Raw genomic sequence first — 26,263 nt, forward strand, 5'->3', positions numbered from 1 at the left:
AATGAAATAATAATGAAAATTGATATGAGTTGAGATACGGAGGAACGGTATGAAAACTAAAAATAGGAAGATAGGCGTCTTTACTTTCTTCTTGCTAACGATTTTAGCAATTTCACTAAAGACTTATTTTGCCTATTATGTAGATTTGTCACTCGGGGTTAAGGGACTCGTACAGAATTTAATTTTATTAATGAACCCATACAGCTTGATTGCGCTAATATTGAGCGTATTCTTATTCTTTAAGGGAAGAAAGTCGTTCTGGTTTATTTTTATCGCTGGATTTGTATTATCGTTCTTACTATATGCGAACGTCGTGTACTTTAGATTCTTTTCAGATTTCTTAACATTTAGTACTTTGAATCAAGTAAGTAACGTAGAATCAATGTCTGGTGCAGTATATAGTTCATTCTCTTGGTACGATTTTATATATTTCACAGATACGATTATTTTCTTATTTGTGTTGATCTTTAAGAGAAATAATTTATCAGTTAAAGCATTTCCTAAGAAATTTGTCCCAGTTGTTATGGGTGTAGCTGTAGCACTATTTTTCTTAAACTTAGCATTTGCTGAGTCAGACAGACCAGAATTATTAACACGTACATTTGACCATAAATATTTAGTTAAATATTTAGGACCTTATAACTTTACAGTTTATGACGGGGTTAAAACGATTCAAAATAATTCACAAAAAGCATTAGCAAGTGAAGATGATTTAACACAAGTTAAAAATTATACAAAACAGAAGTATCAAGAACCTAACAAAGAAACATTCGGTATCGCTAAAGACAAGAACGTTATTAAAATTCACTTAGAAAGTTTCCAATCTTTCTTAATTAACTTCAAAGTTAATGGTGAAGAAGTAACACCTTATTTAAACTCTTTAGCAAAAGGTGATAAAGGTTACAAATACTATCCAAACTTCTTCCATCAAACGGGACAAGGTAAAACAGCCGATTCAGAATTAACGATGGATAATAGTATTTTCGGTTTACCACAAGGTTCAGCATTCTCATTAAAAGGTGACAACACTTATCAATCACTACCAGCAATTTTAAATCAACAAGGCGGCTATGAAACATCGGTTATGCATGGTGATTACAAAACATTCTGGAACAGAGATCAAGTGTACAAACATTTTGGTGTAGATAAGTTCTATGATGCAACTTATTATGATATGCAACAAAAAAATCTTGAGAACTTAGGCTTAAAAGATGAAGTATTCTTTGATGAATCCATTGCACATCTAAAAGAACAAAAAGAACCATTCTATTCTCATTTAATTACGTTGACTAACCATTACCCATTCACATTGAGTAAAGAAGACGCAACGATAGAGAAACCAGATACAGGTAGTGCAACACTAGATGGATACATTCAAACAGCTCGTTATCTAGATGAATCATTAGAAAAATTCATGACAGAACTTAAAAAAGAAGGTTTATATGATGATTCAGTAATCATCATTTACGGAGACCACTATGGTATTTCTGAAAACCATAATAAAGCAATGGCTAATTTACTTGGTGAAGATGAAATCACACCAGCTAAATTCATGGACTTAAACAGAACACCATTCTTTATGAAAGTACCAGGTCTTAAAGGTGGTGTCGATGAAACATACGGTGGCCAAACTGATGTAATGCCTACATTATTAGACGTATTAGGTATTAAATCAAACAACTACATTATGTTTGGTACAGACTTATTAGCTAAAGGACACGATCAAACAGTTGCATTTAGAAATGGTGACTTTATAACGCCAGAATATAAATCAATCGGTAGCACTGTGTACGACAATAAGACTAATAAACCTATGAAGACGAAACCTAAAGATTTAGAAGAAAATAAAAATAACGTCGAAAAAGAACTCGAATTATCAGACCAGTTATTACACGGAGACTTATTCAGATTCTATGATAACCCTGACTTCAAGAAAGTTAAGCCATCAAACTATGAATACAAATCCGGTAACGGCTATCAAGAAAAATAATTATGAGTCGATGAGTACCACAAAATCATGAGATTTTGTGGTACTTTTTTTGTTGGGAATGGGGGTTGTGGGGTGTGACTAGGAAAAGTACTTTTTAATATGGATTATGAGATAGAAGATGATGTGGATGATGCAAGATTTAGGGTAAAGATGTGAGTTAAAGTTGTAGTAAACTCACATCTTTTCAAAAATTATATAATTATTTAAGAATGAACACTTTTGATTAATTAAAAAATATCCAAGTCATGGCTTAACTCCAACTTAAGCCAAGAGGTAGCGCAAGTCGTAGCTTAACTCCTAACTTAAGCCAAGAGATAGCGCAAGTCGTAGCTTAACTTCTAAATAAAGCCAAGAAATCGCTCAAGTCATAGCTTAACTTTCTAATAAAGCCAAGAGATGGTCCAAGTCATAGCTTAACTCCAACTTAAGCCACGACATTCCCAAAAACATCGACATCCCCAAAATCCCCCAATATCATTACCATCCCCAACCCCCACATCTCCCACATCTCCCTCAACCCCCACTCACCAACACATTAAACAATGAAAAAATCCCAATCGTCCTCACGATTGGGATTTCTATTCTATCTAACCTAAAGCAACGTCTAGTATCATCATTATTGTGAAGCCACCCATTAATCCTAATGTTGCTAAGTCAGTGTTGTTACCTGACTGTGATTCGGGGATGAGTTCTTCTACAACGACAAATATCATTGCGCCGGCTGCGAATGCTAATGCATATGGTAAAACTGGTGTCGCGATGACAACTAGTAATGCGCCTAACATTGCGAATACAGGTTCAACTAAAGCTGAAGCTTGACCATAGTTAAATGACTTCCATCTTGATAAACCTGATGCACGGATTGGCATCGAGAGTGCTGCGCCTTCAGGAATGTTTTGTATACCGATACCGATTGCTAAGCCGAGTGCGCCTAATAATGTTGCGCCTTCATTTCCAGTTGCTACACCACCGAAAGCAACACCGATAGCCATACCTTCAGGAATGTTATGCAATGTGATTGCTAAAAATAGCAAAGTGTTTTTGCCTAATTTAGTATCTGGTCCTTCTACTCGCTGACTTTTATCAACTGCGTTTTGGTGTGCGTGTGGTATGACAAAGTCTAATAGTCTAATAAACAATCCGCCTAAAAGAAAGCCGATTGCTGCTGGTAACCAAGGCATTGCTAAATGTGAACTTTGTTCTATAGAAGGTTGTAATAAAGACCAAAAACTAGCTGCAATCATGACGCCTGCAGCGAATCCTTGCATTGTATTGATAACTTTTGTGTCTATATTTTTGAACAAGTAAACGAACGATGCACCGAATGCTGTTAGCAACCATGTGATGATACCTGCGAATAATGCTTGCAAGTATGGTGGTAGTTCTGTAAAAATCTGTTGCATAGTTTTTGCTCCTTCATATCTTTTGTGTGAAAAAAAGTGTATAATATATTAATTGAAAACTGAGAATACTAAAGGATGTTAATTCATGGAAGCATATAAAATTGAAAAACTTAATAAGCAATATGGTGACAAAATTATTTTTGATGATTTAGATTTATCCATTTCTTACAAAGAACGCATTGGTTTAGTTGGAATCAATGGAACAGGGAAAAGTACTTTGCTTAAAGTTATTGCAAATATTGATGATGATTATGATGCGAAGACATCTTATCCTAACCAATACCAAATTGCATATGCAAGCCAAAAGCCTGAACTTGATGAATCTTTAACTGTAATCGATGAAGTATTAAATAACGAAACTGAAATGACGAAAGTGATTTCTAAATATGAAAATGCTTTAAATCAATATCAACAGACGGGTGAATCTAAGGATTTAGATCTTATGATGAAATATCAATCTGATATGGATCGATTAAATGCATGGGATTACAGTGCAGACGTTAAAACTATTCTATCAAAACTAGGTATAAATGACTATCTTAAAAAAATAGCTACATTAAGTGGTGGACAGAAAAAAAGAGTTGCATTAGCAAAAGAATTAATACGTAAACCAGATTTATTATTATTAGATGAACCGACAAACCATTTGGACATTGAAGGAATTGAATGGCTCGTTAACTATATTAAACAATACCCCCACACAATCATGTTTGTTACACATGATCGTCATTTCTTAAATCAAGTTTCTACAAGAATTGTTGAACTTTCAAATGGTAAACTCACAAGTTATCCAGGTAATTATGAAGCGTATATTGAAGCAAGAGCTGAAAAAGAAGAAATTGAGGCACAACAACATGTTAAAAAGAAAGCGCTGTATAAACAAGAATTGAATTGGATGAGACAAGGTGCTAAAGCTAGATCAACGAAACAACAAGCAAGAATCCAAAGGTTTAATACGTTAGAAGAAGATTTATCAAATAGAAAAACACAAGGTGAAGCAAGTTTGAATTTAGCGCATTCTCGCCTTGGTAAACAAGTATTTGAGTTAGACGATATTTCTAAATCTGTTGGAGATAGAAAGTTATTTGAACACTTTACAACGATTATTCAAAAAGGCGATAGAATTGGTATTGTTGGAGAAAACGGTGCAGGTAAAACAACATTACTCAATATTATTAGTGGGTTAGATCAAACTTTTGAAGGTAATCTCATTACTGGTCAAACTGTAAAAATTGCTTATTTTAAACAGCAAGATGAAAGTTTAACTTCAGATAAGAGAATGATTGATTATTTAAGAGAAGAAAGTGAAGTTGCTAAAGAAAAAGATGGCACAGTTGTATCTGTTACGCAGCTGTTAGAAAGATTTCTTTTCCCAAGTCAAACGCATGGCACGCAAATTAATAAATTATCAGGTGGAGAACAAAAACGTTTATATTTATTAAAATTATTAGTTCACGAACCGAATGTATTAATTCTTGATGAGCCTACAAATGATTTAGACACTGAAACTTTAACAATATTAGAAGCTTATATTAATGAGTTTGGTGGAACGGTTATAACGGTAAGTCATGATAGATATTTCTTAAATAAAGTGGCCAATAAATATTGGTATATACATGATCAACAAATCGAACCTATGCTAGGTACATTTGAAGACTATTTAGAATATAAAAGAGAGCTTGAGAAAAAAGCAACACAGCAACATAAAGAAGTTCAAAAAACAGAAACGAAACCTAAGACTTCAGCAAGATTATCGTTCAAAGAAAAGCGTGAACTAGAACAACTCGAGAAAAATATCGAATATATAGAAACAAGATTAGAAGAAATTGACCAAGAAATGGTTGAACATGCTACAAATTATGAAAAATTAAATGAACTCGCAAATGAAAAGACATCAATTGAAACGCAATATGAAGAAGATTATATGCGTTGGTCATCCTTATCAGACAGATTATAAGCGTATAGAGGTGTATATATAGATGCAAAATATTTTAAAAGAGTATTTCGGATATCAACAATTTAGAGATGGACAGAAAGAAATTATTGATAAAGTTATTGATCATCGTCCCACTTTAGGTGTTATGCCAACAGGTGGCGGTAAATCGATTTGTTATCAAGTACCAGGTCTATATTTAGATGGATTAACGATTGTAATTAGTCCATTGATTTCATTAATGAAAGACCAAGTTGATAGCTTGAGATCGATGGGTATCAAAGCTGAATTTTTAAACAGTACTTTAACAGCTAAAGAGAAAAAAAGAGTAGAGAATGAACTTGTCTCAGGACAGTTGAAATTTCTATATATTGCACCTGAAAGATTTAATCAACCACAGTTTATACAAATGTTGAACAAATGTAATGTACAGCTTATCGCATTTGATGAAGCACATTGTATTTCGAAGTGGGGACATGATTTTAGACCAAGTTATCAAGAAGTGATTACACATGTTATGAGCTTGCCTCATCATTTTAGATTGGTGGCATTAACAGCAACAGCTACTAAAGAAGTACAAGAAGATATTTCTCAAAAATTAGGTATTGCTGAAAGTGATATTGTTGAAACGTCTATTAAACGTGAGAATTTAACGTTTAAAGTGAACAATACATATCAGAGACTTAATTTTGTTAAAGATTATGTGAAGAAAAATATTCATCAATCAGGTATTATTTATTGTTCTACTAGAAAACAAGTTGAACAATTAAGTGAAACATTTGATGATTTAGAAATTAAGAATGTGATGTATCATGCTGGCTTACCAAAAGATGAAAGAGAACGTGCACAACGTAAATTTATTGAAGATGATATCAAATTAGCAATCGCAACAAATGCTTTTGGTATGGGGATTGATAAATCAAATGTTAGATTCGTGATTCATTATAATATGCCTCAAGATATCGAATCATATTATCAAGAGGCTGGTCGTGCTGGTCGTGATCAGTTAGACAGTGAATGTATCTTATTATTCTCAGACCGTGATATAGACCTTCAAAAATTCTTCATTTCTTCAAGTTCTGCAGATGATGAATACAAAGAAAAGCAAGGCGAAAAGCTTCGACAAATGATTCAATATACGAAGACGACTAAATGTTTAGAAGCGATGATGATTCATTACTTTAATCCTGATGAAAAATTAGAAGAGTGTGGCAGATGCTCTAGTTGTTTACAATCAGAAAAATCCTATAACATGACAACTGAAGCACAAAAAATATTAAGTTGTATCGCAAGGTTAAAACAAAAAGAAAAACGTAATATGATTATTCAAGTATTAAGAGGTGAACAAACACCTCAAATAACATCTTTAGGATATGATGAACTCAGTACTTATGGCATTTTAAAAGATTATACGACGAATGAATGTCATCATTTACTAGATGAATTGCGTTATAAAGGCTATTTAAATGAACATAAAGAAATATTAAGTGTTGACCAAGATGCAATGGATGTATTGCGTGGAAAAGTTGAAATTATGACTACACCATTTAAATCTAAGCCGAAAGAAATCGTTGATATCCAAACAATTACAGATGTTGATAGATCTTTATTTGATCGATTAATAGAAGTTAGAAAAGATTTAAGTAAAGAATTAGAAGTTTCACCACTTTCTATATTCTCTGACCAAATTTTAGAGCAATTTGCTAAACGATTACCTGAATCTAAAAAAGAAATGATTTTAATAGACGGTATTGGTAGTTATAAATTGAAACACTATTGTCCGATATTTATTGAAACCATTAAAAATTATAAACAACCCATTTAAGAAGAATAGGCATTTTATTGTGAAATTAGGGTAAATAATATAGAAGAAATTCTAGCACTGATAAAAAGAGGAATGTGGTGTCTATTAATGATTAAGTTTGAAGCTGTTTCAAAGATATACGGGGATAAGAAAGCAGTAGACAATGTAAGTTTTAATATTAATGAAGGTGAATTCTTTGTACTTATAGGACCTTCTGGGTGTGGAAAGACTACAACACTTAAAATGATTAACAGGCTAATACCTTTATCAGAAGGGTTTATATATTTTAACGATAAACCAATAAGTGATTATGATGTTGCGGAGATGCGATGGGATATTGGATATGTACTCCAACAAATTGCACTATTCCCGCATATGACGATTAAAGAAAATATCGCGCAAGTACCAGAAATGAAGAAATGGAAAAAGAAAGATATTGCTAATAGAGTCGATGAATTGCTCACTATGGTTGGTTTAGATCCTGAAACATATCGAGATAGATATCCAAGTGAGTTATCTGGTGGACAACAACAACGTATTGGCGTTATTCGAGCACTTGCTTCCGATCCGCCAGTTGTCTTAATGGATGAACCATTTAGTGCACTAGATCCAATTAGTAGAAAGAATCTACAAGATGATTTACTTGAACTTCAATCGCAAATTAAAAAAACAATCGTCTTTGTAACGCATGATATTGAAGAAGCGATGAAAATGGGAGACCGTATTTGTTTATTGAATCAAGGACATGTGGAGCAAATTGGAACGACAGAAGACTTTATTCATCGCCCTAAAAATGATTTCGTAAAATCATTTATTGGTAATGTGGATGCGCATGTATTGAAGCAAGTGAAGCTCGGTGATATTGCGCAACCAATTTCAGACGTAAATACACAATCTATTGATCAATATCCTAAAGTGTCACCAGATCAAACAATTGATGACATATATGGATTATTGGCAGAACACGAAGCGATTGTGATGGATTCAGAAAATACAGCACCTAGCCATATTGTGACAAGACAATATGTGTTTAGTTATTTAGCTGAAAAGAATAGAGGTGTTTCTTCATGAATGCATTAATCGAAACACTTTCAAGCCGTAAAGGGCAACTTTTAGAAACGTTAATTGAACATATTCAATTATCATTTATTGCACTTTTAATCGCAGTCGTCATCGCAGTTCCGTTAGGTATATTACTGACAAAGACTAAAAAGCTAGCCGAAGTTATTATTAACATCGCAGCTGTTTTACAAACAATACCATCTCTTGCTTTACTAGGTTTAATGATTCCGCTATTTGGTATAGGACGTATACCGGCAATTATTGCACTTGTTATATACGCGTTATTACCGATATTAAGGAATACATATACCGGTATTAAAGAAGTAGACCCTTCGTTAATTGAAGCGGCACGTGGTATAGGTATGAAGACTGGTAGAAGATTGTCTAAAGTTGAGTTACCACTTGCAATGCCAGTTATGATGGCTGGTATTCGAACAGCTATGGTATTAATTATTGGTACAGCAACATTAGCAGCTTTAATTGGTGCTGGTGGTCTAGGGGATTTAATATTATTAGGTATTGATCGAAATAATACATCTCTTATATTACTAGGTGCGATTCCTGCAGCTATTTTAGCGATTTTCTTTGATGTATTTTTAAGAATTTTAGAAAGAATTTCATACAAAAAATCTTTAATTATTCTTGGAACAATATTAGTTATATTCTTATTATCTGTGACGATACCTTTATTTGCTCAAAAAGGTGATAAAATTACTTTAGCAGGTAAACTAGGATCTGAACCAGAAGTTATCACAAATATGTATAAGATTTTAATTGAAGAAGAAACTGACAACACTGTTGAAGTTAAAGCAGGTATGGGTAAGACTTCTTTCCTATTTAATGCATTAAAGTCTGACGAAATAGATGGATATTTAGAGTTTACAGGTACAGTTCTTGGTGAATTAACAAAAGAAACACCGAAATCAACAACAGAGCAAGAAGTATATAATCAAGCTAATAATAGTCTTGATAAAAAGTTTGATATGCAATTGCTTGAACCGATGAAATATAATAATACGTATGCTTTAGCAGTTAAAAAAGAATATGCTGAAAAACATAATATTAAAACTATTTCAGATTTAAGTAAGGTTGAAGATGAAATTCGACCTGGTTTCACTTTAGAGTTTAATGACCGCGAAGATGGTTACAAAGGTATTCAAAAGAAATATGATTTAAACTTTAAAGATGTTAAAACAATGGAACCTAAATTAAGATATCAAGCGCTTGAAAGTAATGATATTGATTTAATTGATGCATATTCAACAGATGCTGAGCTTAAAGAATATGGCATGGTTGTCTTAGAAGACGACAAAAAATTATTCCCACCATACCAAGGTGCACCACTTATGAAAAAAGAAACAATTAAAGAGCATCCAGATGTGGTGAAAGCTATGAATAAATTAAAAGGCAAAATATCTGATGAAGAAATGCAAGAAATGAATTATAGAGTTACGATCAAGGATGAAGATGCTTATCAAGTCGCGAAAGAATATTTACAGAAGAATGACTTGATTGATTAAATACCATTGATTTATGAAAATGATTAGGTCTATAATACTAATAAATTAACAAACGGTAAATTTCGGTTTACCGTTTTTATATTTCAACTTGGAGGTCTAAAAATGAAGCAACAATTAAGTGAATTACAAGCATACCAACCGGGGTTATCTCCGAGACAATTAAAAGAAAAGTACGGCATAGATGGAGACATGGTCAAACTTGCTTCAAATGAGAATTTATATGGTCCTTCACCAAATGTTAAAGAAGCAATCAAAGCTAATTTAGATGAATTATTTTACTATCCAGAAGTAAAACAATTTGAAGTGAAAGAAACATTAAGTACATTTCTCAATGTGAAGAAAGAACAAATATTCTTTGGTTCAGGTTTAGATGAAGTGATTATGATTATTTCAAGAGCAGTTCTTGAAAAAGATGATGAAATTTTAACGAGTGACATGACATTTGGACAGTATAGACATCATGCTATTATTGAAAGTGCCCAAGTTAAAACAACACCGATTAAAGATGGATATTTTGATTTAGATGCAATGTATGAACAAATTACAGATAAAACGAAACTGATTTGGATTTGTAATCCGAATAACCCAACAGGCACATATTTACCTCATGATGCTATAGAAGCATTTATTCAAAAAGTACCAGATGATATTATCGTTTTAATCGATGAAGCATATATTGAATTTGCTGTTGCTGAAGACATGCCAAATAGCTTAGAATTGCTTTCAAAATATAATCAAGTCGTTGTCTTACGTACACTTTCTAAAGCGTATGGATTAGCAGCACAACGTATTGGTTATGCAATCGCGAATGAATCATTATTAGACCAATTAGATATTGTCAGATTACCATTCAATGTAACGTCACTTTCAGCTGTTGCAGCAGATGCCGCGATTAAAGATCAAGCTTACTTAAAAGACATTACAACAAAGAATCGTCATGAAATTGAAAAATTCTTAAATGCACCTTTTAAAGAACATATTTACGATAGCCAAACGAACTTTATATACGTTAATACAGACGAACCTCAAGTATTATATGATTATTTAATAAAAGAAGGCTTTATTACAAGACCATTCCCAAATGGTGTGCGTATTACGATGGGCTTTAGTGAACATAACGATAAGATGATACAAGTATTAGAAGAATTCTTTAAAACACACAGTTCGTAATAAAGGAAAGGCAATACGTTCTTTGGTATACTAGTAGACATTGATATATAAAGGAGAAGGTATAATGACGAAGCAAACAATTGGTATCGATATGGATGAAGTGCTAGCTGACACAATAAAAAAACTTTTAAGACGTTACAATGAAGAAACTTCTTCTAATGTTACTATGGAAGAACTTAAAGGTACAAAAATCCGTAATATGATGCCTGAACATCAAGGTATTTTGACAAGTATTTTAAGAGAAGATGGATTTTTTAGAGACTTAGAAGTATTTCCAGACGCTGTAGAAGTTGTACAGAAGTTAAATGAATACTATGACGTTTATATTGTTACAGCAGCAATGGACGTACCAACATCATTTGCTGATAAATATGCTTGGCTAAGAGAACATATGCCATTCTTAGACCCTCAACACTTTGTATTTTGTGGAGATAAAGGTATCGTCAACACAGATTATTTAATTGATGATAATCCTAAACAACTTGAAAGCTTCAATAATCATTCAATTATGTATGCAGCAGATCATAATATTGATATTGATAAATGGCCAAAAGTTCAAAACTGGAAAGAAGTAGAAGCATATTTCTTAGGTGAAAACGGGGAATATAATAAACAACAAGAATCTTTATCAGAATCATATAAATAAAGTAAAAGACTGGGACATAATGTAATGTCTCAGTCTTTTTTAGTATCTTGGCAGTAGATGACTGAATTGAAATGCGCTTGTACCAAGGTTTTCCAACTCTAGTCATCCTTGCCGGGGCGGGACTACGAAATCTTTTTTTACAAATTAGATTTCTGTCCTGCTCCCTTTTTAATGTATGCCTTGCATAAGTTTTTTAATTTTTGGTGTCATTGATAATACAATAAGCGAAACGACAATAGCGATTGCGCCGATTAAACCAAAGTAGTTCTGTTGACCTAATGGCTCAATCAATTTAACTAATTGTCCGTTAATACCTTGTGCTGTTGCGTTCGTTAAGAACCAAAGACTAAGCATTTGTGCTGAAAAGGCTTTTGGTGCAAGTTTAACTGAAACACTTGATCCAGTAGGTGATAAACATAATTCACCTATAACACAAAGGAAGAAGCTGAGTACTAACCAAATTGGATTCATCAGTTCTGCTTGTTGCATCATCATTGCAATCATCATAGCAATAAATGAAATACCAGCGAATGCTAAACCAATTACAAATTTAAGTGGAGTAGAAGGATTGTATTTACCTAATTTTTGCCACAAGAATGAAATAACTGGTGCAAATAGAACGATGAAGATTGGGTTAATAGATTGGAACCAACCTGCTGGTATCACGAAATTAATGCCATATGCATTTAAATCTAATTGTGTATGTTCTTGCGCGAATACACCAAGTACGTTTGATCCTTGTTCTTGAATGCTCCAGAATAAAACAGAAGCTAAGAACAATGGTACATACGCAAGTAATCTTGATTTTTCTGTTTGATCTATATCAGGGCTTCTATACATAATTGTCCAGTAAACAAATGGTATAACGATACCGATAATTAAAACAATTAAACTGATTGAATTAAATGTAAGATGACCTGTTAAATATAAAATAGCTAAAAGAATAACAATACCGATTGCACTATATGTAAACATTTTAGCGTATTTAACTTTTTCTTTATGATTGAGTGGGTTAGAAGGATGATTTTCAACTTCCCCAAGACTTCTTTTTTGGAATAGAATGTATGCTACTAAAGCTAAAAGCATACCGAAAGCTGCGATTGAGAATCCTTGGTGGAAACCAACGCTTACACGTACTTTGTCGATAATAAGTGGTGATAATAAAGCACCCATATTAACTGACATATAAAAGATAACAAAACCTGCATCTAATCTATTATCATTCTTATGATATAAACCACCCACAACATTTGAAATGTTAGGTTTCATAAGTCCCGAACCTACAATGATTAATATCATAGAAATAAGAAATGCACCTAAACCAAATGGTAAAGATAACACTAAGTGACCTAGCATAATAAGTACTGCACCGTACATTAATGATCTACGAGAGCCGAGTAATCTATCAGCTACCCAACCACCTAATATACCTGTCATAAATATTAATGAACCATACATGGCCATAATTTGTTGAGCTGTAATTTTATCTAAACCTAGTCCGCCTTGGCTGACAGTAAAGTATAAATAATACAGTAAAATTGCACGCATTCCATAATAACTAAAACGTTCCCAGAATTCTACAAAGAACAATATACCTAAGCCGCGAGGATGTCCAAAAAATCCATGTTGAGGGACAGTTTCAACCATTTCCTCTCGCGTCATTTTGCCCATAAAAAATCGCTTCCTTTCTAAACTTCCCCTGATTGTCGGGTAAGTTTAAAGAACATTTTAACCCTATATGTTAGTAAATTCAATAAAATTTTAATGAGTTCTAATATTGTGAATATTCTAAAATAATTAATATATCAATAATAAGTATTTTTACACATATTAGTTAATTGTTTAATAGGTTTAGGGAGGGGGAGGATTTATGTGTGGGATCTTGGTGGTATCGTTAGGGACAGAATTCCGAGAAATGTCCGTAAGAGATAGCGTTCTAACTACCACAATTCAGAAAAATGGAAGTCAGAGAATTCTAATTACCAGAATTTGAAATAATGGAAGTTAGAGCATTCTAATTACCAGAACTCGAAATAATGGAAGTTACAGCGTTCTAATTCCCACCTAACTCCCACTAATCAAAACTTTCTTAATACTAAAAAAGGCAAGGACAACTTTTGTTGTCCTTACCTCGTAAATGGCTAGATCTTATTTTACGCCTGCCATTAATGTTTTAATTTTTGGACTTGCTACAAGTAAGATGATTGAAATGATGATTGCGAATATACCTGAGTATAAGAAATAATCATTTGAACTAATACTTGTATAAATTTTTACCATTTGAGCATTCAAACCTTGAGCCATAGCGTTTGATAAGAACCAAACACTCATCATTTGAGCTGTGAATGCTTTTGGTGCTAATTTAGTCGTTGTTGATAATGCGATTGGTGATATACAAAGTTCACCTAATGTTACTAATAAGAAACTTGCAAATAACCAAACTGGGTTAATTAATGTTGATGTGTCTGATAATGGAACGACCATAATAATATATGAAAGTCCTGCTAAGAATACACCTATAGCAAATTTATAAACAGTAGGTGGGTTGAATTTACCTAATTTAACCCATAATACTGAGAACACTGGTGCTAAAATAATAATGAAGAATGGGTTAAGTGATTGGAACCAAGCTGCTGGTATATTAAAATCAATTGCGCCACCTGTTAATTTAGCCATGCTTAATTGTGTCTTAGTATCTGCGAATTGTGCTAATACTGTAGAACCTTGCTCTTGAATCATCCAGAATGCTACTGCTGCAATGAATAATGGTATATATGCATATACACGTGTACGTTCATAATCTTCAGTCTTTTTACTTAATGAAATTTTTACGAAATAGTAAATTGGTAGAGCAACACCAAGTATTGAAATAAAGTTTGCGAAATTAGGCAATGTTAATTGTCCGAATAGACTTAGGATGAAACAAATAATTGCGATAATTACGACAGTGATACCAACAATTTTGACCATTTTTTTCTTTTCAGAAGATGATAATGGATCGGGTACTTCGATACCTGCTAAACCTAAATATTTCTTGTTTGTGATGAAATAAATGATTAAACCGATGAACATACCAACTGCTGCTACTGCAAAACCAGCATGGAAGCCTACGTTTACTTGTAACCAACCGATTAATAATGGTGAAATTAAAGCACCTAAGTTGATTGACATGTAGAAAATAGTAAATGCTGAATCCATTCTTGGGTCATTCTTTTCATATAATAAACCTACTGTAGAAGAAATGTTTGGTTTCAATAATCCTGTACCAATAATTAAGAACAATAGCGCGATTAATAGCAATGTAAAATTATTTGGTAGTGATAATAAGATGTGACCAATCATGATGAGTATTCCACCGTAGAATAATGCATGACGTGTACCAGTAATTCTATCAGCAATCCATCCACCAATAACACCACTCATATAAACAAGTGCACCGTAGATAGAAACGATTTGAAGTGCTAAACCTTGATCAATACCAAAGCCGCCTTTTGCTACTGAATAGTAAATGTAGTAGGCAAGAATAGCCTTCATTCCATAATAACTAAATCTTTCCCAGAATTCGGTAAGGAATAATGTAGCCAAGCCTTTAGGATGACCAAAGAAACCTGTACGTGGTGTACTTTGGATAATTTCCTCTTTAGTATAATGTTTGTTACCCATTTTTTACTTCCCCTCATAATAAACTGTATTCATTTTTAGATGTACTTAAAATTAGCACATGTTAAATTGTAATGCTTTCGCAAAATAAACACAAGGTAAAGATTAACAATATTCATACAATAATGACTATTAAAAATAATAGCGTCAATAGTGGCAAGGCTTAAGATAAATGTGAACAAATTTTTAAAATTGTAAGCGTTTTCTTAATTGGTGAGTAATATGTTTTGAAATGTGAAATTTATACATATAAAAAACCGAGTCATGTTGAATATGACTCGGCTATATATTGAATTATTATCTGTTGTCGATATTTTCAGGATATAAATCGTGGTTCATCATACGGTACTCTGCCATTTTTTCGTATTTAGAATCTGGTCTTCCATAGTTTGTATAAGGATCGATAGAAATACCACCACGTGGCGTGAATTTACCTAAAACTTCTATATAATGGGGATCCATTAATTCTATTAAATCATTCATGATAACGTTCATACAATCTTCGTGAAAATCACCATGGTTTCTAAAGCTGAATAAGTATAATTTTAATGATTTAGATTCTACCATTTTAATGTTTGGTATATAAGAAATATAAATTGTCGCAAAATCAGGTTGTCCTGTGATAGGACATAAAGAAGTAAATTCTGGACAATTGAATTTTACAAAGTAATCTCTACCTTGATGTTTATTGTCGAACACTTCTAATACTTCAGGTTTGTATTGATCATGATATTGATTGTTTTGATTCCCTAATAACGTAATATCTTTTAATTCGTCTTTGTTTCTTCCCTCTGACATTATGATTCTCCTTTATTAATTGCTTCTTTAGGTTTAGGATTTCTTTGGGCTTTCTTGAACATATAATAGCCTGCTAAGAATATAATAATGTATCCTAAATAACTGAGTAAATCTGGTACTTCTTTAAATAAGATGAAACCGAGTATGGCACTGAATATGACAGATGCGTATACAAATATTGAAATATCTTTTGCTGCTGCGAAACTATAGGCAATTGTTATACCGAATTGACCAACTGTTGCAAAGACACCTGATAACAATAATATGATGACTTGTGAAAGTGTCATAGGTTCAAATGTAAAGATGACAAATGGAATTAATGCGACCGTAGAAAAGAATGAAAAGTAAAATACTGTTGTATATGATTTTTCACGTTGTCCTAAAGGTCGTAGGGCAGTATAAGCACCTGCAGCAAAAATTCCAGATAATAAACCGATAACTGCTGGCATCATATCTGAATCAAATGTAGGCTTAATTATAAACAATGCACCAAGAATCGCTACAATCATTGCAATTACTTGGTATTTGCGTGCTTTTTCATTTAAAAATATCGCGCAAAGTAGTATAGTCCAGAATGGGTTTAATTTCATTAACATATCCGCATCACTTAAAACCATGTGATCAATCGCATAAATATTGAGTAATACACCAATAAGTCCAAGTGTAGAGCGCAAAATGAGTAACGGTTGATTTTCTAATTTACCGAAAAATGGTGCTCTATACTTCATGACAAAGTAAATCGGTACAATCATTGCGATGAGGTTTCTAAAAAGTGATTTTTGAAAAACTGGTAAGTCACCAGATAATCTGAAGAATACTGCCATTAAACTAAAACCAATCGAAGAAATGAGTATTGCAATTATTCCTTTTACTGTGGAATTCATGTAAACACCTTCTATTTTTTATCAATGAACATATATTATCATAATTCACTTTAAAAAGTATATGACTTGTTCGTTGATTGTTTTCGACAAATAAATTTTTATGAAAGCAATTTTCAAATGTTGATATAGCAACGCTTAGTCGAAACAAGAAGAAAGTCAACCCTATTTTTTTAAAAAATATAAGGTATTATAAGTGTTATGAATCATTTAAAGTGCTATAATGAATCACATAATATAGTATGTGCTTATAAAACGTAACACTATATCTTGTGTTTTGTGCATTTGAAATAAAAATGAATAAAGTGTTCATTTTTTTGTATTTTTTATTTCATTTATACAGTTGTATAAGCATTTACATGTGGTAGGTGAAAGTTTATGAAGATAATTTATTACTCTTTAACTGGTAATGTACGACGGTTCATACAGAGAGCAGGATTGTCTGACACAATGGCTCTCACTGAGGCAAACAAGACAAATGAAATAAATGAACCATTTATAATGGTTACAGGTACAATTGGATTTGGCCAAGTACCTGATACTGTACAAGATTTTTTGAAAGTGAATCATCATAATCTTAAAGCAGTAGCAGGTAGTGGAAATAGAAATTGGGGACAGAATTTCGCGAAAGCTAGTGAAGAGATCGCGAATCAATATCATGTCCCTTTATTGATGAAATTTGAGTTACACGGTAACCAAGCTATAGCAGATGAATTTAAGGAAAAGGTGGTTAATCTCTATGAAAATGATAAACAAACAAAAGAAAAATCATATTGAATTAAACAATAAGGTAACAAAGAGAAGAGAAGACGGCTTTTTCGATATTGAAAAAGATCAAGAAGCATTAGAAGTATATTTAGAAGAAATTGCAGAAAAAACAATTCAATTCAATGATCCTATTGAACGTTTACACTTTTTAGTTGAACAAGACTTTTATTATGACTTATTTAAAGAATATAGTGAGACATCATTAAAAGAGATTAACCAGTTTGCAGATTCAATTCCTTTTCAATTTGCAAGTTACATGTCAGCTAGTAAGTTCTTCAAAGATTACGCTTTGAAGACTAATGATAAATCAGAATACCTTGAAACATATAAAGAACACGTTATTATTGTTTCTCTATATTTAGCTAAAGGTAATGTTGAACAAGCTAAACAATTTGTTGAAGGTATGATTGAACAACGTATTCAACCTGCAACACCAACATTCTTAAATGCTGGTAGAGCTAGACGTGGTGAGTTAGTAAGTTGTTTCCTATTAGAAGTAGATGATAGCTTAAATTCAATTAACTTTATTGATTCAACAGCTAAACAATTAAGTAAAATTGGTGGCGGTGTAGCAATCAACTTATCTAAATTGCGTGCACGTGGTGAAGCTATTAAAGGTATTAAAGGTGTCGCTAAAGGAGTATTACCAGTTGCTAAATCACTTGAAGGTGGCTTTAGTTATGCTGATCAACTTGGTCAAAGACCTGGTGCGGGTGCAGTATACTTAAACATCTTCCATTATGATGTATTAGAATTCTTAGATACTAAAAAAGTGAACGCAGATGAAGATATTAGATTATCTACTATTTCTACTGGTTTAATCGTTCCATCTAAATTCTTTGATTTAGCTAAAGAAGGTAAAGATTTCTATATGTTCGCACCACATACTGTTGAACGTGAATATGGTGTGACACTTGATGATATCAATCTAGATGAATACTATGATGAACTTGTAGCAAATCCTAATATCATTAAAAAAGCTAAAGATGCACGTGATATGTTAAATACAATTGCTCAAACGCAATTACAATCAGGTTATCCTTATTTGATGTTTAAAGATAATGCGAATAAAGTACATCCTAACTCTAATATCGGACAAATCAAAATGAGTAACTTATGTACAGAAATATTCCAATTACAAGAAACGTCAATTATTAACGATTATGGAACTGAAGATGAAATCAAACGTGATATTTCTTGTAACTTAGGTTCATTAAATATTGTAAACGTGATGGAATCAAAGAAATTCCGTGATTCTGTACATATTGGTATGGATGCTTTAACAGTTGTATCTGATGATACAGATATTAAAAATGCACCAGGTGTAAGAAAAGCAAACAATGAGCTACATTCTGTAGGTTTAGGTGTTATGAACTTACACGGTTTCTTAGCTAAAAACAAAATTGGTTATGAATCAGAGCAAGCTAAAGACTTCGCAAATGTATTCTTCATGATGATGAACTACTATTCTATCGAACGTTCAATGGAAATTGCGAAAGAAAGACAAGAAACATATGTAGATTTCGACAAATCTGATTACGCTTCAGGTAAATACTTTGAAAAATATATCCAACAAGATATTAAACCTGAATACGATAATGTTGCGGCATTATTTGAAGGTTTCGATATTCCAACTGCAGAAGATTGGAAAGCATTAGCAGAAGCTGTTAAAGAACATGGTTTATACCATGCATATAGACTTGCTATTGCACCAACTCAAAGTATTTCATATGTACAAAATGCGACAAGTTCTGTTATGCCAATTGTCGACCAAATTGAAAGAAGAACATATGGTAATGCAGAAACATTTTACCCAATGCCATTCTTATCACCTGAAACAATGTGGTATTACAAATCAGCATTTAATACAGATCAAATGAAATTAATTGATTTAATTGCAACGATTCAAGAGCATGTAGACCAAGGTATTTCTACAATTTTATATGTAAATTCTGAGATTTCAACACGTGAACTTTCAAGATTATACGTATATGCTCACCATAAAGGCTTAAAATCACTTTACTATACACGAAATAAATTATTAAGCGTTGAAGAATGTACAAGTTGCGCAATCTAATCAATTTAATTAAGATAGGAGATCTAACATGAAGGCAGTAAACTGGAATACACAAGAAGATATGACGAATATGTTTTGGCGTCAAAACATCTCACAAATGTGGGTTGAGTCAGAATTTAAAGTATCTAAAGATATAGCAAGTTGGGAAACATTAACAGAACCTGAAAAAAATGCTTTTAAAAAGGCATTAGCTGGTCTTACTGGATTAGATACACATCAAGCTGATGATGGCATGCCTCTAATCATGATGCATACGAAAGACTTACGTAAAAAAGCAGTGTATTCATTTATGGGTATGATGGAACAAATACATGCGAAAAGTTATTCACATATATTCACGACATTATTACCATCTAGTGAAACAAATGAATTATTAGATAAGTGGGTTGTTGAAGAACCACACTTGAAATATAAATCAGAAATGATCGTAGGTAATTATCATAAATTATGGGGTAAAGAAGCTTCAATTTATGATCAATACATGGCTAGAGTATCAAGTGTGTTCTTAGAAACATTCTTATTCTACTCAGGTTTCTACTATCCATTATATTTAGCAGGACAAGGCCGTATGACAACTTCAGGAGAAATCATCCGTAAAATTTTACTAGATGAATCTATTCACGGTGTATTTACTGGTCTAGATGCACAAAGTTTAAAAAATGAATTGTCACAAGACGAACAAATTAAAGCAGATAGAGAAATGTATCGTATGCTTGATTTACTTTATAAGAATGAATACGAATATACAAAAACATTATATGATGAAATAGGATTAACAAATGATGTTATGAACTACGTAACATATAATGCGAATAAAGCATTAGCTAATTTAGGATTTGAACCATATTATGAAGAAAAAGCGTTCAACCCAATTATTGAGAATGCATTAAATACAAGTACTAAAAACCATGACTTCTTTAGTGTTAAAGGTGACGGTTATGTACTAGCATTAAATGTAGAAGCACTTAAAGATGAAGACTTCATCTTTGATGAAAAGTAAAAAATTAAGTAGTAGTCTAGGACATGTACCTTGTCCTAGGCTATTTTTTATGAGGATAAAAAGTTAACATATTTTTCAATATTTATTGGAATTTATGTGATATTTATTGTTTATAATGAAGATAATATATTGAAAGGTGGGTTATATTCATGAAAAGAATATTACTAGGGGTATTAACTGTATTGGTCATTTCTGTGCTAGCAGCATGTGGAAATGACAAGAAAGAGGATGAGCATCATCATTCAGAACATAAGTCTTCTGATAAACCTCAAGCTTTGGAAGTTGCTTTAGATGTGCCTAAAGAAGCTAAAAGTGGTGAAGAAGTAGAGGTTTCAGCAAAAGTGACACTTGGTGATGAAAAAGTAAAAGATGCAGATGAAGTGATGTTTGAAATCGTTAAAGATGGGGACAAAAAATCTTCAGAAATGAAGAAAGTTAAAGAAAATAAAGATGGTGTATACACTTTAAAATATAAATTTAAAGAAGCGGGTCAATACAATGTAACAAGTCATGTTACTGCTAGAGATCAACACACAATGCCAAACAAAGATATTAATATAAAATAATTATAAAAGAGTGGTGGAATTTAATTCCATCACTCTTTTTTATAAATGGCATTGCATTTAGTCATATTCTTCATTACAATAGAGATAATGATAATCGTTATCAACTAAAGAGAAGTAGGGTGTGACATGGGAAAGTTTTTAATGCGTTTAGATGTTTTAATCATATTATTAGTAATTGCAACGTTCTTCTCTATTTTTATAGGTGTTTCAGAAGTAAAACCTTTACATATATTAAATTTAACTGACGAACAGAAGAACATTTTAGTGTCGAGTAGAATTCCGAGAACAGTCAGTATTATTATTTCAGGGAGTTCATTAGCTATTTGTGGACTGATTATGCAACAGTTAACAAGAAATAAATTCGTTTCTCCAACAACTGCAGGGACAATGGATTGGGCGAGATTAGGTATATTAATTTCTCTTATCGCGTTTCCAGAAGCCAATATACTACTTAAATTATTATTTGCTACATTATTAAGCTTATTTGGAACAATGCTATTTATGCAAATTCTCCGTAGAATTCAATTTAAAGATGTTATTTTTATACCTTTAGTTGGTATCATGCTCGGAAACATTGTGTCGAGTTTTTCTTCTTTTGTTGCATTACGTACAAATGCTGTACAAAGTATTGGTAATTTTATGCAAGGTAATTTCTCAATTATTACAAGCGGTAGATATGAAATTCTCTATATTAGTATTCCGTTATTGATTTTAGCGTTTATATTTGCGAATCAATTTACGATTGCTGGTATGGGTAAAGATTTCAGTGTGAATTTAGGACTTAATTATCAAAAAGTTGTCAATATTGGACTTATCATTGCATCAATTATTACAGCACTTGTTGTTGTAACAGTTGGTATGATGCCATTCTTAGGATTAATTATTCCTAACTTAGTTTCAATATTCAGAGGAGATCATTTGAAAAATGCATTGCCACATACAGCAGTATTTGGTGCATTGTTTGTGATGATTTGTGATGTCATAGGAAGATTAATTATATTCCCTTATGAAATTACAATTGGTTTAACAATAGGTGTGATTGGTAGTTTCATATTTATAGTATTGCTGATGAAAGGACGTTCAAGAAATGCTCAATAAATTAACCCCCATACATAAATTAATCCTTTTATCTGTGTTAACGCTATTAATTGCAGCACTTTATTTACTTTATAACATTAATCCTAATATATTGGAGTATCAATTAACCGGACGAGTTAGAAAAGTTATCGCAATGTTATTAGTAGGTGGCAGTATTGCAGTTTCGACGGTTATTTTCCAAACAATCACGAATAATAGAATTTTAACACCTTCCATTATTGGTTTAGATGCAGTCTATATGTTTATTAAAACGTCTTTAATATTTTTATTTGGTTCCACATCGACAGTCGTACTGAATAATCATCTTAACTTTTTAATTACATTGGTAGGTATGATTCTATTTAGTTTATTCTTATTCCAAATATTGTTTAGGTCTAAAGATCAAAATGTATTCTTCATATTACTATTAGGTATTGTTTTTGGAACATTCTTCTCTAGTTTCTCTAGTTTTATTGAAATGATGATAGATCCTGAAGAATTCTTATCAATACAAAGTGCAATGTTCGCGAGCTTTAGTGCAATAAATGAAGGTTTACTTACGATATCAGGCATTGTTTTATTAATTATGATATTCATTGCTTTTAAGATAAAGAACTACTTAGATGTATTGTCATTAGGAAGAGATCAAGCCATTAACCTTGGTGTTAATTATACAAATGTGACGAGATGGTTGATGGTTATGGTTGCACTACTTGTTACAATTTCAACAGCCCTTGTTGGACCCATTACATTTTTAGGTCTACTAGTCGTGAATTTAGCACATGAATTCATCAAAGAATTCGATCATAAATACATATTACCGGCTTCAATACTCATCAGTTGGATAAGCTTATTTTTAGGTCAATGGGTCGTGGAGCACGTGTTTGAAGGTAATACAGAAATTAGCATCATGATTAACTTTATAGGTGGCATTTACTTTATATTCTTAATTTTAAAGGAGCGTAATGTAGCATGATTAAAGTCGAAAGATTAACAAAAGCTTATCATCAGCATAAAGTTGTTGATGAAGTAGATATAGAAATTGAAAAAGGGAAAATCACATCATTCATAGGTCCAAACGGTGCAGGTAAAAGTACGGTCTTGGCTATGGTCAGCCGCTTAATTGATAAAGATAACGGTAAAATTACGATAGACGATCAAGATATCGCTTCAATGAAAAGTAATGAACTTGCTAAGAAACTAGCAATTTTAAAACAAGCTAATCATACAGAACTTAAGATTTCAGTAAGACAACTTGTGAGTTTCGGAAGATTTCCATATTCAAAAGGTAAATTAAAAAAAGAAGATCAAGCTATGATTGATAAAGCGCTAGATTATTTAGGACTCACTGAAATTCAAGATAAATACTTAAGTGAACTATCAGGCGGTCAAAGACAAAGAGCTTATATCGCGATGACGATAGCTCAAGATACAGAATACATTCTATTAGATGAACCATTAAACAATCTAGATATGAAACATTCTGTACAGATTATGAAAATCTTAAGAAGACTTGTGAAAGAAATGAACAAGACAATCGTAATTGTTATACATGATATTAATTTTGCTTCATGCTATTCAGATAGAATTATCGCGATCAAAGAAGGTAAAGTTGAAATCGCTGGTATTAAAAACGATGTTATTTGTGAAGATGTATTACGTGACATTTATGACTTAGAAATTAAAATTCAAGAAATTAATGGTCAACGTATTTGTGTCTATTTTGATGATGAATACATCGAAGAAGAAGAAATTAAAACATTAGCTATGTAGCAAAATTGATACAACATTGAAAGGAGTGATGTTCGTAGTTTGTTGGGCAATAGGGTTTTGGACACATAATTTATCATAATATTTGAAGGAGAGACATTGATAATGAAAAAAGTTTTCAGTTTTATTTTAATTGCAGTATTATCAGTTGTACTTGTAGCATGTGGAAGTAATTCAAGTAGTAAAGAAAAATCATCAAAAGGTGATACGAAGAGTGAGTCTAAAACAGTAGAAATCCAATCGAAATATCAAATTCGTGGTGAAAAGAAAGATGGCAGTGATTCAAAAACTATAGAAGACAAAGTTAAAGTACCTGTTAATCCTAAAAAAGTTGTAGTATTAGACTACGGTGCTTTAGATACAGTTGAAGCTTTAGGTGCTAAAGATGCAGTTAAAGGTGTACCTAAAGGTGAAGGTGGCGCATCATTACCAAAATTCTTAGATGCATTCAAAGGTGACGACATTGTAAACACAGGTTCAGTTAAAGAAGTAAACTACGATAAAGTTGCAGAAATTCAACCAGACTTAATCTTATTCTCTGGTCGTACAGCTGGAACTGAAGTACAAGATGAATTGAAAAAAGCAGCACCAGATGCAGCACGTTTATATGTTGGTGCAGATGATAGCAATTACTTAGAATCAGTAGAAGAAAACACAACTAACTTAGGTAAAATCTTCGACAAAGAAAGCAAAGCAAAAGAATTAAATGCTGATTTAGATAAAAAAGTAAAATCTGCTAAAGATAAAGCTAAAAAATCAGACGACAAAGCAATGTACTTATTAGTTAACGAAGGTGAATTATCTACATACGGTCCAGGAGCTAGATTTGGTAGCTTAATCTTTGATGTATTAGGTGTTACACCAGTAGATAAAGATATTAAAGCAAGCGGTCACGGACAACCAGTAAGTTATGAATATATCACTGAGAAAAACCCTGGAATCATCTATGCTATGGACAGAGGTCAAGCAATCGGTGGTAAATCAACTGCTAAGAAAGCATTATCAAACGACGTAATTAAAGATGTAGATGCAGTTAAGAACAATAAAGTTGTTAACGTAGATGCACAATTATGGTACTTAGCTTCAGGTGGCGTAAGAACAACTGAAAAACAAGTAGACGAAGTTATTAAAGGTTTAGAATAATAACATAAGAAAAGCATGGGACGCGATGTCCCATGCTTTTTTATTTATTCTAAAGGTTCTCCGATGATTCGAACTTCTCTTTTAAGTTCTACACCAAATTTTTCTTTAACGACTTTTTGAACGTGTTTAATGATGTTCTCATAGTCTGTAGCAGTTCCGTTATCAACATTAACGATAAATCCAGCATGTTTGGTAGAAACTTCTACACCACCTATTCTATGGCCTTGTAATTCAGCGTCTTGAATAAGTTTACCAGCAAAGTGGTTTGGTGGTCTTTGGAACACGCTTCCGCATGAAGGGTATTCTAAAGGCTGTTTATCTTCACGACGTTGTGTTAGATCATCCATAGTCGCTTGAATGGAATGAATGTCACCATCTTGCAATTTAAAAGTTGCTTCTAGTACGACTAGGTGTTTACGTTGAACAATACTTGTACGATAGTCCAATTCTAAGTCTTCACCTTTAATGATATGCAACTGACCAGTATCATCGACTGCTTTAATATGGTCGATACAATCTTTGACTTCACCGCCATATGCACCAGCGTTCATATATACTGCGCCACCGACAGATCCAGGTATACCACAGGCAAATTCTAAACCAGTTAAATGGTGATCTCTAGCACGTCTTGAAACATCAATAATTGCTGCACCGCTTCCACATGTAATAGATTGATTTTTCACCGTTATTTGATCGAATTGTAATAAGCTTATAACAATTCCTCTTATACCACCATCACGGATGATAATATTAGAACCATTCCCCAAAAATGTAAGTGGAATTTGATTGTTATAAGCAAATTCTATTATCTTTTGTACTTCTGTATAAGAAGTAGGTGATAAGTAGAAATCTGCATTGCCACCAGTTTTTGTGAAAGTATATTTTTTAAGTGGCTCATTTACTTTTATAAGGGATTTTGGGAGAAATTTAGAAAGCTCCTCCAAAATTGTATGATTCTCCAACGCACGACGTCCTTTCTGTATTATGCTCTCACA

At 32.5% G+C, this 26,263-nt stretch carries 21 protein-coding genes; 15 read left to right on the plus strand and 6 right to left on the minus strand.

Annotated elements, in window-relative coordinates; translation table 11 throughout:
• Positions 1-49: 49 nt before the first annotated feature.
• The gene (ltaS, locus tag LQ611_RS05570; protein WP_103362197.1) at positions 50-1,990 is read left to right on the plus strand and encodes a polyglycerol-phosphate lipoteichoic acid synthase LtaS; all 1,941 of its coding nucleotides are present in this window, start codon (positions 50-52) and stop codon (positions 1,988-1,990) included.
• Positions 1,991-2,577: 587 nt separating this feature from the next.
• On the opposite strand, the gene LQ611_RS05575 is transcribed toward ltaS, so the two are convergent.
• Positions 2,578-3,393 carry a ZIP family metal transporter gene (locus LQ611_RS05575; protein ID WP_103362198.1) on the minus strand — a complete coding sequence of 272 codons (816 nt, stop codon included), beginning with the start codon at positions 3,391-3,393 and terminating at the stop codon, positions 2,578-2,580.
• An 85-nt stretch (positions 3,394-3,478) separates the two neighbouring features.
• On the opposite strand from LQ611_RS05575, the gene LQ611_RS05580 reads away from it, so the two are divergent.
• From LQ611_RS05580 to LQ611_RS05605, 6 genes are all read left to right on the plus strand, one after another.
• Positions 3,479-5,350, plus strand: coding sequence for an ABC-F family ATP-binding cassette domain-containing protein (locus LQ611_RS05580; RefSeq protein ID WP_103362199.1), 1,872 nt, complete (start codon positions 3,479-3,481; stop codon positions 5,348-5,350).
• A gap of 22 nt (positions 5,351-5,372) precedes the next feature.
• Entirely contained in the window at positions 5,373-7,151 is a 1,779-nt protein-coding gene (gene recQ / locus LQ611_RS05585) for a DNA helicase RecQ (protein WP_025905404.1), read from the plus strand.
• Positions 7,152-7,238: 87 nt separating this feature from the next.
• Entirely contained in the window at positions 7,239-8,201 is a 963-nt protein-coding gene (locus tag LQ611_RS05590; RefSeq protein ID WP_025905405.1) for an ABC transporter ATP-binding protein, read from the plus strand.
• Positions 8,198-9,712: an ABC transporter permease/substrate-binding protein gene (locus LQ611_RS05595; RefSeq protein ID WP_025905406.1), complete on the plus strand. Its 1,515-nt coding sequence runs from the start codon at positions 8,198-8,200 to the stop codon at positions 9,710-9,712. The genes LQ611_RS05590 and LQ611_RS05595 overlap by 4 nt, the downstream gene beginning before the upstream one ends.
• Before the next feature lie 102 nt (positions 9,713-9,814).
• Positions 9,815-10,882 carry a histidinol-phosphate transaminase gene (gene hisC, locus LQ611_RS05600; protein ID WP_103362200.1) on the plus strand — a complete coding sequence of 356 codons (1,068 nt, stop codon included), beginning with the start codon at positions 9,815-9,817 and terminating at the stop codon, positions 10,880-10,882.
• Between the two features lie 64 nt (positions 10,883-10,946).
• Complete coding sequence (locus LQ611_RS05605) at positions 10,947-11,528, plus strand: 5' nucleotidase, NT5C type (protein ID WP_025905408.1); 582 nt, start codon at positions 10,947-10,949, stop codon at positions 11,526-11,528.
• Between the two features lie 168 nt (positions 11,529-11,696).
• Here the strand turns inward: LQ611_RS05605 and LQ611_RS05610 are convergent, their stop codons facing one another.
• From LQ611_RS05610 to LQ611_RS05625, 4 genes are all read right to left on the minus strand, one after another.
• Positions 11,697-13,199 carry a peptide MFS transporter gene (locus LQ611_RS05610; protein WP_025905409.1) on the minus strand — a complete coding sequence of 501 codons (1,503 nt, stop codon included), beginning with the start codon at positions 13,197-13,199 and terminating at the stop codon, positions 11,697-11,699.
• Between the two features lie 477 nt (positions 13,200-13,676).
• Entirely contained in the window at positions 13,677-15,191 is a 1,515-nt protein-coding gene (locus LQ611_RS05615; RefSeq protein ID WP_103362202.1) for a peptide MFS transporter, read from the minus strand.
• A 294-nt stretch (positions 15,192-15,485) separates the two neighbouring features.
• Entirely contained in the window at positions 15,486-15,986 is a 501-nt protein-coding gene (gene queF, locus LQ611_RS05620; protein WP_025905411.1) for a preQ(1) synthase, read from the minus strand.
• Complete coding sequence (locus LQ611_RS05625) at positions 15,986-16,870, minus strand: DMT family transporter (RefSeq protein ID WP_025905412.1); 885 nt, start codon at positions 16,868-16,870, stop codon at positions 15,986-15,988. The genes queF and LQ611_RS05625 overlap by 1 nt, the downstream gene beginning before the upstream one ends.
• Before the next feature lie 375 nt (positions 16,871-17,245).
• Between LQ611_RS05625 and nrdI the strand changes: the two genes are divergently transcribed.
• From nrdI to LQ611_RS05665, 8 genes are all read left to right on the plus strand, one after another.
• Positions 17,246-17,644, plus strand: a complete 399-nt coding sequence (nrdI, locus tag LQ611_RS05630) for a class Ib ribonucleoside-diphosphate reductase assembly flavoprotein NrdI (RefSeq protein ID WP_025905413.1) — start codon at positions 17,246-17,248, stop codon at positions 17,642-17,644.
• Positions 17,607-19,712, plus strand: coding sequence for a class 1b ribonucleoside-diphosphate reductase subunit alpha (nrdE, locus tag LQ611_RS05635; RefSeq protein WP_025905414.1), 2,106 nt, complete (start codon positions 17,607-17,609; stop codon positions 19,710-19,712). Before nrdI ends, nrdE begins: the two co-directional genes overlap by 38 nt.
• Before the next feature lie 28 nt (positions 19,713-19,740).
• A complete protein-coding gene (nrdF, locus tag LQ611_RS05640; RefSeq protein WP_025905415.1) occupies positions 19,741-20,712 on the plus strand; it encodes a class 1b ribonucleoside-diphosphate reductase subunit beta in 972 nt (323 codons plus the stop codon).
• A gap of 149 nt (positions 20,713-20,861) precedes the next feature.
• On the plus strand, positions 20,862-21,278 hold the full coding sequence (locus tag LQ611_RS05645) for a FixH family protein (protein ID WP_103362203.1): 417 nt from the start codon (positions 20,862-20,864) through the stop codon (positions 21,276-21,278).
• A 126-nt stretch (positions 21,279-21,404) separates the two neighbouring features.
• The gene (locus LQ611_RS05650) at positions 21,405-22,376 is read left to right on the plus strand and encodes an ABC transporter permease (protein ID WP_025905417.1); all 972 of its coding nucleotides are present in this window, start codon (positions 21,405-21,407) and stop codon (positions 22,374-22,376) included.
• The gene (locus LQ611_RS05655; RefSeq protein ID WP_103362205.1) at positions 22,366-23,331 is read left to right on the plus strand and encodes an iron chelate uptake ABC transporter family permease subunit; all 966 of its coding nucleotides are present in this window, start codon (positions 22,366-22,368) and stop codon (positions 23,329-23,331) included. Before LQ611_RS05650 ends, LQ611_RS05655 begins: the two co-directional genes overlap by 11 nt.
• Positions 23,328-24,128, plus strand: coding sequence for an iron ABC transporter ATP-binding protein (locus tag LQ611_RS05660; RefSeq protein ID WP_119493800.1), 801 nt, complete (start codon positions 23,328-23,330; stop codon positions 24,126-24,128). Before LQ611_RS05655 ends, LQ611_RS05660 begins: the two co-directional genes overlap by 4 nt.
• Before the next feature lie 102 nt (positions 24,129-24,230).
• Positions 24,231-25,268, plus strand: coding sequence for a ferrated catecholamine ABC transporter substrate-binding lipoprotein SstD (locus tag LQ611_RS05665; RefSeq protein WP_025905420.1), 1,038 nt, complete (start codon positions 24,231-24,233; stop codon positions 25,266-25,268).
• A 44-nt stretch (positions 25,269-25,312) separates the two neighbouring features.
• Here the strand turns inward: LQ611_RS05665 and murB are convergent, their stop codons facing one another.
• The gene (gene murB, locus LQ611_RS05670; protein ID WP_025905421.1) at positions 25,313-26,230 is read right to left on the minus strand and encodes a UDP-N-acetylmuramate dehydrogenase; all 918 of its coding nucleotides are present in this window, start codon (positions 26,228-26,230) and stop codon (positions 25,313-25,315) included.
• Between the last annotated feature and the right edge of the window lie 33 nt (positions 26,231-26,263).

It is taken from the genome of Mammaliicoccus sp. L-M44 (assembly GCF_022386355.1).
Lineage (GTDB): Bacteria > Bacillota > Bacilli > Staphylococcales > Staphylococcaceae > Mammaliicoccus > Mammaliicoccus sciuri_A.